This window comes from Streptomyces sp. NPDC031418 (genome assembly GCF_055581605.1).
Genome location: NZ_JBVIJC010000003.1, coordinates 324,921 through 340,405, shown reverse-complemented (window position 1 = coordinate 340,405; position 15,485 = coordinate 324,921). Strand labels below are relative to the sequence as shown.

At 74.9% G+C, this 15,485-nt stretch carries 18 protein-coding genes; 13 read left to right on the top strand and 5 right to left on the bottom strand.

All coding sequences use genetic code 11. From position 1 onward, the window contains the following. The first annotated feature begins 36 nt into the window (after positions 1–36). The gene (locus tag ACZ5CZ_RS05735; RefSeq protein ID WP_468939491.1) at positions 37–846 is read left to right on the top strand and encodes a class E sortase; all 810 of its coding nucleotides are present in this window, start codon (positions 37–39) and stop codon (positions 844–846) included. A 60-nt stretch (positions 847–906) separates the two neighbouring features. Here ACZ5CZ_RS05735 and ACZ5CZ_RS05730 read toward each other — a convergent pair whose 3' ends face one another. Further along, positions 907–1,680, bottom strand: a complete 774-nt coding sequence (locus ACZ5CZ_RS05730; protein WP_468939619.1) for a serine hydrolase domain-containing protein — start codon at positions 1,678–1,680, stop codon at positions 907–909. Positions 1,681–1,804: 124 nt separating this feature from the next. Further along, complete coding sequence (locus tag ACZ5CZ_RS05725; RefSeq protein WP_385843682.1) at positions 1,805–2,191, bottom strand: thiol-disulfide oxidoreductase DCC family protein; 387 nt, start codon at positions 2,189–2,191, stop codon at positions 1,805–1,807. A 102-nt stretch (positions 2,192–2,293) separates the two neighbouring features. On the opposite strand from ACZ5CZ_RS05725, the gene ACZ5CZ_RS05720 reads away from it, so the two are divergent. The 3 genes from ACZ5CZ_RS05720 to ACZ5CZ_RS05710 all read left to right on the top strand — a co-directional run bounded on the left by ACZ5CZ_RS05720 (position 2,294) and on the right by ACZ5CZ_RS05710 (position 4,475). Then, on the top strand, positions 2,294–2,617 hold the full coding sequence (locus tag ACZ5CZ_RS05720) for a DUF6412 domain-containing protein (protein WP_385843683.1): 324 nt from the start codon (positions 2,294–2,296) through the stop codon (positions 2,615–2,617). A gap of 134 nt (positions 2,618–2,751) precedes the next feature. Beyond that, positions 2,752–3,489, top strand: a complete 738-nt coding sequence (locus ACZ5CZ_RS05715) for a YidC/Oxa1 family membrane protein insertase (RefSeq protein WP_468939486.1) — start codon at positions 2,752–2,754, stop codon at positions 3,487–3,489. A gap of 128 nt (positions 3,490–3,617) precedes the next feature. After that, entirely contained in the window at positions 3,618–4,475 is an 858-nt protein-coding gene (locus ACZ5CZ_RS05710) for a fumarylacetoacetate hydrolase family protein (protein WP_468939483.1), read from the top strand. 21 nt (positions 4,476–4,496) lie between these two features. On the opposite strand, the gene ACZ5CZ_RS05705 is transcribed toward ACZ5CZ_RS05710, so the two are convergent. The 3 genes from ACZ5CZ_RS05705 to ACZ5CZ_RS05695 form a co-directional block, all read right to left on the bottom strand. Further along, the gene (locus ACZ5CZ_RS05705) at positions 4,497–5,372 is read right to left on the bottom strand and encodes an LLM class F420-dependent oxidoreductase (protein ID WP_385843688.1); all 876 of its coding nucleotides are present in this window, start codon (positions 5,370–5,372) and stop codon (positions 4,497–4,499) included. Positions 5,373–5,478: 106 nt separating this feature from the next. Then, complete coding sequence (locus ACZ5CZ_RS05700; protein ID WP_450786936.1) at positions 5,479–5,979, bottom strand: heme-degrading domain-containing protein; 501 nt, start codon at positions 5,977–5,979, stop codon at positions 5,479–5,481. Next, a complete protein-coding gene (locus ACZ5CZ_RS05695; RefSeq protein ID WP_385843690.1) occupies positions 5,979–7,055 on the bottom strand; it encodes a Gfo/Idh/MocA family oxidoreductase in 1,077 nt (358 codons plus the stop codon). Before ACZ5CZ_RS05695 ends, ACZ5CZ_RS05700 begins: the two co-directional genes overlap by 1 nt. A gap of 56 nt (positions 7,056–7,111) precedes the next feature. Between ACZ5CZ_RS05695 and ACZ5CZ_RS05690 the strand changes: the two genes are divergently transcribed. The 9 genes from ACZ5CZ_RS05690 to ACZ5CZ_RS05650 all read left to right on the top strand — a co-directional run bounded on the left by ACZ5CZ_RS05690 (position 7,112) and on the right by ACZ5CZ_RS05650 (position 15,435). Then, the gene (locus tag ACZ5CZ_RS05690; protein ID WP_468939478.1) at positions 7,112–8,242 is read left to right on the top strand and encodes an ROK family transcriptional regulator; all 1,131 of its coding nucleotides are present in this window, start codon (positions 7,112–7,114) and stop codon (positions 8,240–8,242) included. Between the two features lie 183 nt (positions 8,243–8,425). Then, complete coding sequence (locus ACZ5CZ_RS05685; protein ID WP_468939475.1) at positions 8,426–9,316, top strand: hypothetical protein; 891 nt, start codon at positions 8,426–8,428, stop codon at positions 9,314–9,316. 36 nt (positions 9,317–9,352) lie between these two features. After that, entirely contained in the window at positions 9,353–10,108 is a 756-nt protein-coding gene (locus ACZ5CZ_RS05680) for a GntR family transcriptional regulator (protein WP_468939472.1), read from the top strand. 167 nt (positions 10,109–10,275) lie between these two features. Beyond that, entirely contained in the window at positions 10,276–11,361 is a 1,086-nt protein-coding gene (locus ACZ5CZ_RS05675; RefSeq protein ID WP_468939617.1) for a TIGR03364 family FAD-dependent oxidoreductase, read from the top strand. A gap of 8 nt (positions 11,362–11,369) precedes the next feature. Beyond that, a complete protein-coding gene (locus ACZ5CZ_RS05670; RefSeq protein ID WP_468939470.1) occupies positions 11,370–12,056 on the top strand; it encodes a phosphonatase-like hydrolase in 687 nt (228 codons plus the stop codon). 132 nt (positions 12,057–12,188) lie between these two features. Next, positions 12,189–12,968, top strand: a complete 780-nt coding sequence (locus ACZ5CZ_RS05665; RefSeq protein ID WP_385843697.1) for an HAD-IIA family hydrolase — start codon at positions 12,189–12,191, stop codon at positions 12,966–12,968. A 103-nt stretch (positions 12,969–13,071) separates the two neighbouring features. Beyond that, positions 13,072–13,611, top strand: a complete 540-nt coding sequence (locus ACZ5CZ_RS05660) for a hypothetical protein (RefSeq protein ID WP_468939466.1) — start codon at positions 13,072–13,074, stop codon at positions 13,609–13,611. 16 nt (positions 13,612–13,627) lie between these two features. Continuing rightward, a complete protein-coding gene (locus tag ACZ5CZ_RS05655; protein WP_468939464.1) occupies positions 13,628–14,305 on the top strand; it encodes a class F sortase in 678 nt (225 codons plus the stop codon). An 89-nt stretch (positions 14,306–14,394) separates the two neighbouring features. Continuing rightward, on the top strand, positions 14,395–15,435 hold the full coding sequence (locus ACZ5CZ_RS05650) for a glycoside hydrolase family 6 protein (RefSeq protein ID WP_468939461.1): 1,041 nt from the start codon (positions 14,395–14,397) through the stop codon (positions 15,433–15,435). Positions 15,436–15,485 lie beyond the last annotated feature (50 nt).

Below are 15,485 nucleotides of genomic sequence, written 5' to 3'. Positions count from 1 at the left end.
GCGGGCGACTTCCGGCCGTTCGGTGGGGGAGGCGGCATGGCGCGGGTACGGGTCGTACGGCACGGTGACCGGCGTCGGCGGGCTCGGCGCCGGCGGGTGCTGTGGGGCGGCGGCGAGGCGCTCGTCACCGTCGGGGTGGTGCTTCTGCTGCTGGTCGTGCACCAGGTGTGGTGGACCAACCGGGAGGCCCGGCGCGGCGCCGAGCGGACCGCGCAGGCCCTGGAGCGGCAGTGGGGGCGGGACGCCTCCGGCGGGGGCTCCGGCGGGAGTTCCGCCGGCGGATCGGGTGGCGGACCGGGGGACGGATCGGGTACGACGTCCACGCCCGCGCCCACGGCCGGTGCCCCCGCCCCGCACCGCTCCTACCGGCCGGCCGCCGACGCCCCGCCCCGGCCGTCCCAGGCGTACGCCGTGCTGACCATCCCCCGGCTCGGGCTCCGGGTGCCCGTCGCCGAGGGGGTGGGCAAGGCGGACGTCCTCGACAAGGGGTACGTCGGCCACTACCGGGGCACCCAACAGCCCGGCCAGGCGGGGAACTTCGCGCTCGCCGGGCACCGCAACACGCACGGCGAGCCGTTCCGGTACCTGCCCCGGCTGCGGCGCGGGGACGCCGTCGAGGTGGAGACGGCCACGGCGACGTACACCTACGACGTCGACCGCATCCTGCCGCGGACCTCGGCCCGGGACTCGGGGGTGGTCCGGCCCGTCCCGCGCTCCCTGGTCCGGCCCGGCTACGGGTACGACGAGCCCGGCTCCTACATCACCCTGACCACCTGCACCCCCGAGTTCACCTCGCGGTACCGGATGGTGGTGTGGGGCAAGCTGGTGTCCGTGCGCCCGCGCTGAGCCGAGGCGGCGACCGTCCCGCCCGGAGCCGTCCTGCCGCTCATGGACGACCGGTCCGGCTCACTCGCCCCGCAGCACGTCGACGCCCGCCCGGTCCGTCCCCTCCGGGTCGCCGTTCAGCCGGTGGACCACCGCCCAGCGGCCGTCCTGTACGGCTCCGGCGAAGAGCGAGGCGTGCCGGGTCGCCCCGTTGTGCCAGCGGATCGGGCCCGCCGTGGCCCAGGTCGGGGCGGGCTCGCCCAGCCGGCGCTCGATGACCAGCCGGACCAGCAGGTCGGCGACCGCCCGCGGAGTGGCCCACAGGCCGCCCGCCGGAAGGATCGCCCCGTCCATGGTCCACGGCCGTCGGGGGCGGCCCAGGAAGCCGGGCGCGAGCAGCCGCCGCGCCGGGTCGGGCCGCGCGCTCACCTCGTGGACGTCGAGCGGGCGCAGCACATGCTCGCCGACCAGTTCCTCGTACGAGGTGCCGGCCGCGCCCGCCAGCGCCGCACCCAGGACGGCGTACCCCAGGTTGGAGTACTCCTCCTGCTGCCCCGCCGGCCGCACCGCGACCCGGTCCAGCCGGCCGAGCAGCCGGTGCAGGGCGGCCCGGTCGAAGGCGGCGTACGGGTCGCGGCCCCTGGTGCCGGGCGGCAGCCGGGGCAGCCCCGAGGTGTGGTCGGCGAGCTGCCGCAGGGTGATGCCGGTGCCGGGAGCGGCCGGGAGCCAGCGCTCGACGGGGTCGTCCAGGCCGAGCAGGCCCGCGGCGGCCATGCGGACGAGGGCGGTGCCGGTGAGCACCTTGGTGAAGGAGCCGATCTCGACGAACCGGTCCGTCGCGTGGCCGTCGCTCAGCCGGGCGGGAGCCGAGTCGCTCAGGACGCAGGTGGGTATGGGAGGCAGGGCCGGTCCTCTCGGGTGGATGGTCCCCTGGCCACCGGCTTCTGTTCGTGGCCGGTGTCTCTCGGACAGGGGCGGGTCAGGCGTGCCGCGGGGGGACGGCGCAGGCCGGGGTGGAGCCGGGCAGCCGGTGACGGTGCCGGGCCACCTGGCGGTACACCGCCCGGGACAGGGCGCGCACCCCCGGGGCCCCGACGAGGGCCGCCACAGCGCGGGGCGCACGCGCCGGGGAGGAGGCCGCGAACCGGGCGAGCGCGTCGGCACCGCCCGCGACGACCGTGCCGCCGTCCAGCAGCAGCACCTCCGTCTCCAGGCGTCGCAGATGGGGCGCGGTCGTCTCCTCGGGCAGGAACTGCCAGGGCACCGCGTCGATCGCCGGCCGGGCGAGGGCCCGGATCCGGTCGACGGACGCCTGGCAGAAGCCGCAGTCCCCGTCGTAGGCGAGGACGAGTGAGGAAGTCTTCACCCTCCCATTGTCCGCCTCCGCCCGTCGGGCATGACAGCCGGTCAGGTATAAAAGAGGGCAGAACAGAGGCCGTTGAGGGCCGTGACCGGGGGAGGGAGCCAGATGATCCGCAGTCTCGCGCGGTCGCGCGCGCTCGCCCCGCTGCTCCTTTCCCTGCTGCTTCTGCTGCTGCCGGTCGTGCTGCTCGACACCGGCTCCCTCTTCACCACCGTGGCGCTCGCCGCGACCGCCGCGGCCGGTTCCGCGTTCACCGCGTGCGCGCTGATCGCCGCGCGGTGCGTGCCCGCCGTACCGCCCCACCGGGTGCGTACGGCCATCCGCGACCGGGCCCGGCGTACCGCCTTCCTGCCGCAACGCGACCCCGACGCACCCGGCCGGCGACGGCCCCGGGCGCCCGGACGCGTCCTGCCGGCGACCGCCGCGTAGGGCACGTCTTCTCTCTTTCCCTCACGTGACCCCGCGCGGGTCGTCCTGCCGCCGAGCGCATTCCGCGCTCTTCCCACGCATCCGCACCTCTCCGGATGCCTCCGGCACGACGAGACCCCCCGGAGGGCTCACCCATGTCCGTCTTCTCCGACCTCTTCTCCCTCTTCGCCCAGCTGGTCGAGCACCTCGCCGACCTGCTCCGGCCGCTGTTCCACGGCTCCGCGGCCGCCGTGGCGATCGTGGTGTTCACCGCCCTCGTACGACTCCTCGTCCACCCGCTGTCCCGGGCCGCCGCCCGTGGCCAGCGCGCCCGCGCCGCACTCCAGCCGCGCATCGCCGAGCTGCGCGAGAAGCACGCCCAGGACCCGCAGCGGCTCCAGCGGGCGGTGCTGGAGCTGCACACCGAGGAAAAGGTCTCGCCGCTGTCCGGCTGTCTGCCCAGCCTGCTCCAGCTCCCCGCCTTCTTCCTCCTCTACCACCTCTTCTCCAGCGCCGAGATCGGCGGCGCCGGCAACGCGCTGCTCGCCCACCGGCTGTTCGCGGCCCCGCTCGGCGGGCGGTGGGCCGACGCGCTCGCCGACGGCGGCCTCCTCGGTCCGGCCGGGCTCGTCTACCTCGCGCTGTTCGTGCTCGTCGCGGCCGTCGCCGCCTTCACCTACCGGCGCACCAAGCGGACCATGGCCCAGAACCCGGTCCCGGCGGCCACCGGGACCGGCGAACAGGTCCCGGGGCTCGGCGCGCTCACCAAGGCCGCACCCTTCATGTCCTTCTTCACCCTCGTCACCGTGGCCGTCGTACCGCTCGCGGCCGCGCTGTACGTCGTCACCTCCACCACCTGGAGCGCCCTGGAACGGGCCGCGCTGTACCGGTAGGAGCCACGGTTACGGTCCAGTACGTGAACAGGGTCTTGCGGACTGGACAGCCGAATTGGAGGATCAGCCAGTCCTTCCGATGGCTGCACCCGTCGGACGGGCGCCCGCGATCGAGGGAGATTGTGACCATGAAGCTGCTGCGCGTCGGTACGGCAGGGGCCGAGCGCCCCGCGCTGCTCGACGCCGGGGGAACCCTGCGGGACCTCTCGGCGCTCGTGGACGACATCGACGGCACGCTCCTCGCCGACGCCGCCGCGCTCGACCGGATCCGCGCGGCGGCCGACTCCGGCGAGCTGCCCGCGCTGGACCCGGCCGGGCTGCGCATCGGACCGCCGCTCGGCCGGATCGGGAAGATCGTGTGCATCGGGCTCAACTACCACGACCACGCCCGGGAGACCGGCGCCGAGGCGCCCGCCGAGCCGGTCGTCTTCATGAAGGCGCCGGACACGGTCGTCGGCCCGAACGACACCGTGCTCGTGCCCCGCGGCTCCGCCAAGACCGACTGGGAGGTGGAGCTGGCCGTCGTCATCGGGCGTACGGCCCGCTATCTGGAGTCGGCCGAGGAGGCGCTCGCGCATGTCGCCGGGTACGCGGTCGCCCACGACGTCTCCGAGCGCGAGTACCAGATCGAGCGGGGCGGGACCTGGGACAAGGGCAAGAACTGCGAGACGTTCAACCCGCTGGGCCCCTGGCTGGTCACGGCCGACGAGGTGCCCGACCCGCAGCGGCTGCCGCTGAGGCTGTGGGTCAACGGCGAGCTGAAGCAGGACGGCACGACGGCCGAGCAGATCTTCCCGGTGGGCGAGGTCGTGCGGTACGTCAGCCGGTTCATGACCCTCTACCCCGGTGACGTCATCAACACCGGCACGCCGGCCGGGGTGGCCATGGGACAGCCCGAGCCCAAGCCGTTCCTGCGCGCAGGCGACGTGGTCGAGCTGGAGATCGAGGGGCTGGGCCGGCAGCGGCAGGAACTGAAGGACGCCTGAACCGGACCCCGCCCCCGCTCGTCACTTCAGGAGGTCGGCGAGCCTGCGCCACTCCGCCCGCGGCAGGGCCAACGGGCCGTCCTCCGTCACCACCTGGAGGGCGATGTGGTCCGCGCCCGCCTGCCGGAAGGCGTCGATGCGCTCCCGTACCCGGCTGTCGTCGCCCCAGGCGAAGACCGCGTCGACCAGCCGGTCGCTGCCGCCGTCGGCCAGGTCCTCCTCGGTGAAGCCGAGCCGCAGGAAGTTGTTGGTGTAGTTGGGCAGCGAGAGATAGATCGCGAGGGCGCTGCGGGCGAGGGTGCGGGCCCGCTCGGGGTCGGCCTCCAGGACCACCTTCAGCTCGGGCGCGAGCAGCGCGTCCGCGCCGAGGATCTCCCGCGCCCGGGCGGTGTGTTCGGCGGTGACCAGGTACGGCACCGCGCCCGCCGCCCGGTCCCGGGACAGCTCAAGGATCTTCGGGCCGAGGGCGGCCAGCACCCGGCGCCCGGCGGGCACCCCGGCCGCGTCCAGGGCGTCGAGGTAGCCGGTCATCGCCGAGTACGGGCGGCGGTACTGGTCGGCGAGCTTGGCGTGGCTGACGCCGAGGCCGAGCACGAACCGGCCGGGGTGCGCGGCCTCCAGCTCCGCGAAGGACTCCGCGCCGGCGGCGGCGTCGTACTGCCAGATGCTCTGGATGCTGGTGCCGACCACGAGGGTCGAGGTCGCCTCCAGCAGCGGTACGGCGTGCCGGGCGGCGGGGCTGCTGCCGAGCCAGACGGCGCCGAAGCCGAGCTGTTCCAGTTCGGCGGCGCTGTCGGCGAGTGCGCCGCGCAGCTCCGGGTCCTCCGAGCGCAGACCGGCGCTCCAGATGCCGTACGGGCCTACCGTGTCCTTCAGCTGGCCTGGGGTGTCGCTCATCGGTCGGGTCCCTCCGGTCGGCGGCGGCGCGATGCCGTCCGTACTGTCTGCGGTGGCCGTGACAGCTCATGCCAACCGGAGGGCCACCGGGATCATTCCCCGGCCGTCAGTCCGCCAGGAACTGCTCCAGCGCCTCCACCACGAAGCGGTGGTCCTGGAGTTGGGGGAGACCGGAGACCGTCACCGCGCCGATGACGCCGACGTGTTCGACGCGGATCGGGAACGAGCCGCCGTGGGCCGCGTAGCGGCCGGGGTCGAGCCGGGAGGAGTCCTCGAAGGTGGTGCCCTTGGCCCGGAAGCGGGCGCCGACCAGGTAGGAGGAGGCGCCGTAGCGCTCCACCACCCGGCGCTTGCGGGCGATCCAGGCGTCGTTGTCCGCGGTGGCACCCGGCAGGGCCGCGTGGAAGAGCTGCTGCCCGGCGCGGTGGATGTCGACGGCGACCGGGGCCTGCCGCTCGCGGGCCAGCTCGACCAGGAGCGAACCGAGCGCCCACGCGTCGTCCTCGGTGAACCGGCGGAAGACCAGACGCCGTTCCTGCGCCTCCAACTCGGCGACGCTGGGCGTCAGTTCGGGTGTGGCGCGCGGGGTGATCTGCGGGTGGTGCATCAGAGGGTCACCGTCGCCTTCTCTTCGGCGGACCTGCGGGCCGCTTCCAGTACGTCCAGGGTGGCGGCCGCCTCCAGCGCGGTCACCGGGTTGGGGCCGGCGCCGGTCAGGGCGTCGGCGACGGCCGCGTAGTAGGCCGGGTAGTCGCCCGCCTCGGTCGGTACGGCGGTGCCGCCGCCGGTCAGCGGGGACTCGCCGGCGCCGATCCGGCCCCACAGGGACTCGGGCTCGGCGCCCCACCGGGGGCCGGGGCGCAGGCCCTCGCGCAGCGCGCCCTCCTGCGGGTCGAGGCCGTACTTCACGAAGCCCGCGCGCGAGCCGAGGACCCGGAAGCGGGGGCCGAGCTGGGCGGCCGTGGCGGAGACGTAGAGGTGGGAGCGGACGCCGGACGCGTGGGTGAGCGCGATGAAGGTGTCGTCGTCGGTCTCGGCGCCGGGGCGGCGGACGTCCGTCTCGGCGTACACCTCGGCGGCCGGGCCGAAGAGGACCAGTGCCTGGTCGACGACATGGCTGCCGAGGTCGTAGAGCAGGCCGCCGATCTCGGCCGGGTCGCCGGACTCGCGCCAGCCGCCCTTGGGCTGCGGACGCCAGCGCTCGAAGCGGGACTCGAAGCGCTGGACGTCGCCCAGGTCGCCCTGGGAGACCAGCTTGCGGATGGTCAGGAAGTCGCCGTCCCAGCGGCGGTTCTGGAAGACGGACAGGAGCAGGCCGCGCTCCTCGGCGAGGGCGGCGAGCGCGCGCGCCTCGGCCGCCGTACCGGCGACGGGCTTGTCCACGACCACCGGCAGCCCGGCCTTGAGCGCGGCGGTGGCGAGCGGGACGTGCGTCCTGTTCGGGGAGGCGATGACGACCAGGTCCAGCTCGGCGGCGCGGTCGAACAGCTCGTCGGCGCCGGCGGCGAGCGTCACGTCCGGGAACTCGGCCCGCGCCTGCTGTTGCCGCTCGGGGCTGGAGGTGACCACGGTGTCCAGGGTGAGGCCCGCGGTGGCGGCGATCAGCGGGGCGTGGAAGACGGAGCCGGCGAGGCCGTAGCCGATCAGGCCGACGCGGAGCTGTCCTGTCGTGTGTCCTGTCATGCGCCCCACTTTCGCAACGCTGTTTCCAAAGTGCAAGCGGAGGGGACAATGTCGGGGTGAACAGGAGCACGGGACGCGGTGGGCCGACGGGGGCGAATCTCGGGGCGGTGCGCTCGCACAACGCCGCCCTGGTGCTGGGGCTGCTGCGCGCGGCCGGGGCGCAGGGCATCAGCCGGCTGGAACTGGCCGAGCGCACCGGGCTGACCCCGCAGGCCGTCAGCAAGATCACCGCTCGGCTGCGGGAGGACGGGCTGGCGACGGACGCCGGGCGGCGGGCCTCGACCGGGGGCAAGCCGCGGACCGTGCTGCGACTGGTGCCGGAGGCCGGGCACGCGGTCGGGGTGCACCTGGACCGGGACGAGCTGCGGGTGGTGCTGGCCGACCTGGACGGCGCCGTGGTCGGCGAACACCGCGACGCGCTGGACCTGGGCGCCGGGGCGGAGGTCGTGCTCGGCGAGGTCGCCCGGGCGGTGCGCCGGGTGGTCGAGGAGGAGCTGGGGCCCGGCGCGGCGGGACCGGCCGGGGCGCGGTCGCTGCTGGGGGTGGGGGTCGCGCTGCCCGGACCGCTGGACCACACCCGGGGGGTGCTGCACCGGCTCACCGGCTTCCCGGAGTGGGCCGGCTTTCCGCTGCGGGACGCGCTGGCGGAGCGGCTGGGGGTGCCGGTGGTGGTGGACAAGGACACGAACGCGGCGGCGCTGGGCGTGGCGGTCGGCGGCCTGGGCGGCTCCTTCGCCTATCTCCATCTGGGCACCGGGCTGGGCGCCGGTCTGGTGATCGGCGGACAGCTGCACCGGGGGGCGCGGACCGGCGCCGGGGAGTTCGGCCACCAGGTGATCCAGCTGGACGGGCCGCCGTGCGAGTGCGGGAACCGTGGCTGCGTGGAGGCGCTGTGCCTGGCGGCGGTACGGCGCGGGGACCCGGCGGAGGCGGCCCGGGTGCTGGGCGTGGCGGCCGCGAACCTGGTGGGGCTGCTGGACATCGACCTGGTCCTGCTCGGCGGCCGCACGGTCACGGCGGCGCCCGAGGTGTACGTCCGCGGGGTCGGGGAGGTGCTGGACGCGCGAGCCCGCCGGGAGGGGGTCAGCGCGGGCCCGGTACGGGTCGCTCCGCGAGGCGAACGAGGGGTCGCGGAGGGCGCGGCCCAGCTGCTGTTGGCGCCGCTGTTCGGGTGGGGGGAGGCGTAAGGGGGCTTCGGTACGGGCGGCCGGGGGAGCGGATGTCCTCCTGACCGGAGCGGATCCGTATGGTCCGGCCCCCGTGGCAGCAGCGGATCCCTATGTGCCGGTCCTCTGATCGGGCGGACCTGGCGCGTGGCCCCGGAGTGGCGCCCCTCGCCCTCCCACCTCGCCCGGCATGGTCATGTGTTCATGCGACTGTGTACGTCCCTGTCCCTCTGCCTCGCCGCAGCCGCGACCACCGTCGCCCCTCTGGCCCTCGCCACGCCCTCCCGCGCCGCCGACGACACCGCCCCCTGTGCCGCCGCCGACGCCCGGAACTTCCCGCTCGCCACCCGGATCCGCGGCGGGCCGGCCACGTACGACCCCGGCGGCGGATACGGCACCTGGTACATCGACCTCACCAACACCACCCACCGCACCTGCACCCGGATCCACCCGGTCGTCGTCCTCGTGGACGACCACCGCACCCTCCGCCCTGACCAGGCCGAGCTGGACTTCGACGACGGCAGGCGGACCCACCTGGTCCCCCTGCACGGCACCGACGAGCAGGAGCTGGTCGGGGTGCTCGACGGCGCCGGGTTCGACGGCTTCACCGTGCCGCCCGGCAGGACCGTCAGCGTCAGGGTCAGACTCGCGCTCGCCTCCGACGCCGCGGCGGACGGCGTCACCGCCAACGCTGCCGTCGTCCAGCACCTGGGCCGGGACGGGGACTGGGTCGGCGAGTCCAACGCCTACCACTTCCGCATCGACGGCGACGAGGAGACGCCGGAGCCCACGGACACGCCGGGTCCCCGGCCGCCCGTCACCGGGGAACCGTCCCCCTCCCCCGGAGCGACCTCCGGCACCGCGCCCCCGGCCTCCTCCCCGCCCGCCGCCGAGGACGCGGAGGAGGTCGCGGACGATGCGGAGGAGGCCGCCGGTGACAAGGAGGAAGCCGCCGGGGACGTGGAGGACGCCGGGCAGCGGGGCCGCGAGCTGGCCGGGACCGGGCCCGGCCGCGCCGCCGTCCTGCTCGCCGCCACCGCCGCCCTCCTCGCCCTCGGCGCCGCCGCCTTCCTGTTCGCCCGCAGACGCCCCTGATCCGAAGCCGCCCCGCCGGTCTGCGACGATCCCTGCGTGGACTACCCGAACGACCAGGCCCCCGGCGCCCCCGTCCGCTCCGGCATCCCCGAGCACGGGCGCATCCCCAAGTACTACGCGGTCAAGGCACGCATCGAGACGCTGCTGGAGGAGCTGGGGGAGGGCGGCGCCATCCCGACCGAGCGGGACCTCGCGGAGCGGTACGACGTGGCCCGGGAGACCGTGCGGCAGGCGGTACGGGAGCTGGTGCTGGAGGGGCGGCTGCGCCGGCGCGGCCGGGGCACGGTCGTCGCCGGACCCAAGCTGGCCCAGCCGCTGTCCCTCGCCAGCTACACCGAAGGGGTGCGCCGGCAGGGCCGTACCCCCGGCCGTACGCTCGTCTCCCTCGACCGCTTCCCGTGCCCGGCCGCCCTCGCCGCCGAGACCGGGCTGACGCGGGGCGAGCCGGTCTGGCACCTGGAACGGGTGCTGCTCGCCGACGACGAGCGGGTCGGCCTGGAGAGCACCTATGTCGCGGTCGGGCGGGTGCCCCGGCTGGACGCGGACTTCGACCCCGACTCCTCCTTCTACGGCTATCTCGCCGCCCAGGGCATCGCCTTCGGGGACGCCGACGAGCGGATCGAGACCGTGCTGGCCACCCCCCGCGAGGCCCTGCTCATCGGCACCCCGCCCGCCCTTCCGATGCTGCTGATCCACCGCGTCTCCCGGGACACCGAGGGCAAGCCCCTGGAGCGCGTGCGGTCGCTGTACCGGGGCGACCGTTTCTCCTTCAGCGCGCACCTCAAGGGCTGAGAAATCCGGATATCGACCGCTGCCATAATGTCACAAATAAATAACGGGTCTAGCCCAAATAGGAGAGGTGGTCCACGCTCGTGGACAGCCGGATGTCCCCGGTTCCCCGAGCGAGGAGCGTTGCCGCCGTGAGAGTGACAGTCGTCGGAGCAGGCGTGGTGGGCACCATGCACGCCTGGCACGCGATACGGCGCGGCCATCAGGTCGTCCAGATCGAGCGCGAGACCGAGGCGCGCGGCGCCTCGCTGCGCAACTTCGGGCAGATCTGGGTCAGCGGCCGCGCCGGCGGAGAGGAGCTGGAGACCGCGCTGCGGGCGCGGGAGCTGTGGGAGGGGATCGGCGCCCGCGTACCGGCCCTGGGCTTCCGGGCGAACGGCTCCCTGACCCCCGTCCGCGGCCCCCTGGAGCTGGCCGTCGCCGAGGCCGCCGTCGCCCGCGCGGACGCCGCCGCCCGTGGCTACAAGCTCCTGCTCCCGAGCGAGGCCCGCGCCCTCAACCCGGCGCTGCGCGGCGACTTCACCGCCGCCCTGTACTGCGAGCGGGACGCGGCCGTCGAGCCGCGCACCGCCCAACTGGCCCTCCGCGCCGAGCTGCTGAAGTCCCCCGACTACACCTTCCTGCCCGGCCGGGAGGTGCGCGAGGTCGTCGGCGCCGGGACCGTCCGGGACGACCACGGGGACGTGCACCACGCCGACGCGGTCGTGCTGTGCACCGGCGCCTGGCTCGGCGGACTCGTCCGCGAACTCGCCGGACCGGACCTCCCCGTGCGCCGGGTGCGCCTCCAGATGATGCAGACCGACCCGCTGGGCGAGCCGCTGCCGACCTCCGTCGCCGACGCCGACAGCTTCCGCTACTACCCCGCCTACGCCTCCCCGGCGCTGGACCGTCTCAACGCCGGGCAGCCGCAGCCCAAGACCGCCGCGGCCCACCGGATGCAGCTGCTGATGGTGCAGCGCGCCGACGGCGGACTGACCATCGGCGACACCCACGAGTACGAGCACCCCTTCGCCTTCGACACCGTCGAGGAGCCCTACGAGCACCTCACCGGCGTCGTGGAATCCCTCCTCGGCCGCCCGCTGCCCCGCATCCGCCGCCGCTGGGCCGGCGTCTATGCGCAGTGCACCGAACCCGGCCGGATCGTGCACCGGCAGCAGGTGGGCGACGGGGTGTGGCTGGTCACCGGGCCCGGCGGGCGCGGCATGACCTGCGCCCCCGCGATAGCCGAGACCACCGCGAACGAACTGGGCTGGTGAGCGACCCCATGACCGACATCCGACTCGTCGTCCTCGACATGGCCGGCACGACCGTCGCCGACGGCGGCCTGGTCGAGCGGGCCTTCGCCGCGGCCGCCGCCGAACTCGGCGTCGAGCCCGGCTCGGCCGAGCACACCGAGCACCTCTCCTACGTCCGCGCCACCATGGGCGAGTCCAAGATCTCCGTCTTCCGGCACCTGTTCGGCGACGAGGACCGCGCCCGGCGCGCCAACACCGCCTTCGAGAAGGCGTACGGCCACCTGGTCGACGCCGGTCTGATCGCCCCGGTGCCGGGGGCCCGCGAGACCATCGAGGAGCTGGCCGCCGACGGCCGTACCGTCGTGCTGACCACCGGTTTCGCCCGGGTCACCCAGGACGCCCTCCTCGACGCCCTGGGCTGGCGGGACCTCGTCCCGCTCACCCTGTGCCCGGCCGACGCCGGCGGGCGCGGGCGGCCGTACCCGGACATGGTCCTGGAGGCGTTCCTGCGCACCAGGGCCGCCGAGGACGTGCGGCAGGTCGCCGTGGTCGGCGACACCTCCTACGACGTGCTCAGCGGCGTACGGGCGGGCGCGGGCCTGGTCGCCGGGGTGCGTACCGGCGCCCACGGGGACGCGGAGTTCCGGGCCGCCGGCGCCACTCACGTCCTCGACTCCGTGGCCGGCCTGCCCGCGCTGCTCGCCGGAGCCCGCTGAGCCGGGCACCGGGACGATCTTCGCCCGGCAGGGGTCAAGATCAGGCCGCTCTGATTAGGCTGGTGGCGTCGGTACGCCGTGGTTCCGGCGCCCCCGCCTTTCTCGACCGTCGTACGCCAGGAGACGCACAGCATGGCAGACCGCAAGCCCATCGAGTCGTGGCTCACCGACATGGACGGCGTCCTCATCCACGAGGGCGTGCCGATTCCCGGCGCCGACGCCTTCCTCAAGAAGCTGCGTGAGTCCGGGCGGCCCTTCCTGGTGCTCACCAACAACTCCATCTACACCGCCCGCGACCTGCACGCCCGGCTGCGGCGCATGGGTCTGGACGTGCCGGTGGACAACATCTGGACCTCGGCGCTGGCCACCGCCCAGTTCCTGAACGACCAGCGGCCCGGCGGCAGCGCCTATGTCATCGGCGAGGCCGGCCTCACCACCGCGCTGCACGACATCGGCTACATCCTCACCGACCACGACCCCGACTTCGTGATCCTCGGCGAGACCCGCACCTACTCCTTCGAGGCCCTCACCAAGGCGGTGCGGCTCATCAATGCCGGCGCCCGGTTCATCGCCACCAACCCGGACAACGTGGGCCCGTCCACCGAGGGCGACCTGCCCGCCACCGGCTCGGTCGCCGCGCTGATCACCGCCGCGACCGGCAAGAAGCCGTACTTCGTCGGCAAGCCCAACCCGCTGATGATGCGGGCCGGGCTCAACGCCATCGGCGCACACTCGGAGGCCTCCGCGATGATCGGTGACCGCATGGACACCGACGTCCTCGCGGGCCTGGAGGCCGGGATGCGCACCTTCCTGGTGCTGACCGGCGTCACCCAGCCGGCCGACGTCGACCGCTACCCCTTCCGGCCCTCCCAGGTCGTCGACTCCATCGCCGACCTGGTCGACCTCGTCTGAGGCCGACCCCCGTTTCGGCTTCACCCGGACGGAGCAACCGGGGCGCCCCGAGGATGCGGGGGCGCCCCGCCGGGGGGAACCTCCTGATGTCTGGAGGTTCACGATGGGCTCAATTCGCCTCACTCTCTGTACCGGTCTCCTGGTGGGGGCGGCCGCGTTCGGCTCCCCGGCCCACGCGGCGGACGGCGACCCGGTCACGGTGACGCCCGCCGACCCGGCACCGGGCGCAGAGGTGACCCTGCGCGTCAGCGGCTGCACCGGGCGGCAGGCCTCCGCGGCCTCTCCCGCCTTCGTCAGCGACGCCCGGCTGACCGGCGGCCCGTCCGCGCTGACCGGGGACACCCGGGTGAGCTCCACCGCGCAGCCGGGCTCCTACGACGTGAAGGTGGCCTGCGCCGACCGCCTCCTCACCGGGCACATCCGCGTCCTGGACCAGGCCGCCGCCCGGTCCGGGGCGTCCCGGCCGCCCGCCTCCCCGGTCGCCCCGGTCGCGGCGGGCGGCGGGGGCACCGCGCACTTCGCGACCGTGGCCACCAGCGCCTCCGGCCCCGACACCGGGCAGGCCGTGACCGGCCTCGCGCTCGCCGGCGGTGCCGCACTCGCCGTGGGCCTGCGCGCCCGCCGCGGCCGTCGCAGCCACTGACCGTGCCGACCGCCCCATGACCGAGGACCGCGCCTCCCGCCCCACCGGCACCGGCCGGCTCCTCACCGTCCTCACCTGGGCCGTCCTGCTGCTCGGGCTCTGGCTCTGGGGCCGCGAGGTGACCGGCGTACCCCAGCGCCGGCCGCCGGACGGCCCCGCCACCGGCGATGTGCTCACCCTCGGACACCCCGCCGACCCCGCCCGGCTGCCACCCGCCGCCGCACCGCTGCCCGACGCGCCGCCCCAGCGCCTCGACATCCCCCGGCTCGGCGTCCAGGCGCCCGTGGTGCCCCGCGGCCTGGACGCCCGGGGCGCCATCGACCCGCCGCCCTACGACCAGGCCGGCGTCGTCGGCTGGTACGGCGCCGGCCCCGGACCCGGCGCCCCGGGCCCCGCGCTGCTCGTCGGCCATGTCGACACCCGCACCCGCCCCGCCGTCTTCTACCGGCTCAGCACCGTCACCCCCGGCGACGCGGTCCGGGTGGTCCGCGCGGACGGCAGGGTCGCCGAGTTCACCGTCGACGACGTCCGTGTCCTGCCCCGCACCGGCTTCGACGCCCACACCGCCTACGGCCCCCGCAAGCCCGGCCGCGCCGAACTCCGCCTGATCACCTGCGGCGGCAGCTACGACCGCACCAGCCACGCCTACACGGCGAACGTGGTCGTCTCCGCCTACCTCACCGGCAGGCGCTGACGCCCGCCCGTGCGCCCTCGTGGGGGACAGATCGGATATGCCACGATTGGCGCCAGACCAGTGCGCCAGCGCGCCCAGGGGGGAAACGCATGGACGACAGCAGGGGGGCCCGGTCCACGGCAGGGGCACGGGCGGCGGCGGTGCTGCTGGGGGCGGCGCTGCTGCTCGCCGGCTGCACCTCCGGCGGCGGGGACGAGGACGGCTCCGGAAAGGGGGACCCGGGCGCCCCGATCCGCCAGCAGCCCCGGGCCGCCGACCCGTTCTGGGTCAACCCCGACGGCAGCGCGGCCCGTCAGCTCGCCGCCTACGCCAGGGCCGGCCGCACCGCCGAGGCCGCCCAGATCCGGAAGATCGCCGAGCAGCCGGTGGGGGAGTGGATCGGCCCGGAGAACCCCGAGCAGGAGGCGCGCGGTTTCACCGAGGCCGCCGCCCACGCGCACCGCACCGCCGTGCTCGTCCTCTACGACATCCCGCACCGCGACTGCGGCCAGTACTCGCAGGGCGGCGCCGCCGACGGCGACAGCTACCGCGCCTGGATCGCCGCCGTGGCCCGCGGCATCGAGGACCGCCCCGCCCTGGTGGTCCTGGAACCGGACGCCGTACTCCACCTGGTGGACGGCTGCACCCCCGCTCGGTTCCGGGAGGAGCGCTACGACCTCCTCAGGGGCGCGGTCGCCACGCTCACGACCCTGAGGAACACCAGGGTCTACCTGGACGCGGGCAACGCCGGCTGGGCCCACCCCGACCAGATCCAGCAGGCCCTGCGGCAGGCCGGCATCGACCGGGCCGACGGCTTCGCCGTGAACGTCGCCAACTTCTACTCCACCCGGGACTCCCTCGCCTACGGCAAACAGCTCTCGGCCGAGGTCGGCGGCAAACACTTCGTCATCGACACGAGCAGGAACGGCAACGGCCCCGCCACGACCGGCGACCCGGCCCAACGCTGGTGCAACCCGCCGGGCCGGGCCCTGGGCGACACCCCGACGACCCGGACCGGGGACCCCCTGGTGGACGCCTACCTGTGGGTCAAGAGGCCCGGAGAGTCGGACGGCACCTGCAAGGGCGGCCCGAAGGCGGGGGACTGGTGGCCGGCCTACGCTCTTGAACTGGCCAAGGGCAGCCGGCCGTAAGGGGCGCGGGGAACTGCGCGAGAAACCACGGCGTACCCGCAGCCGCCCGA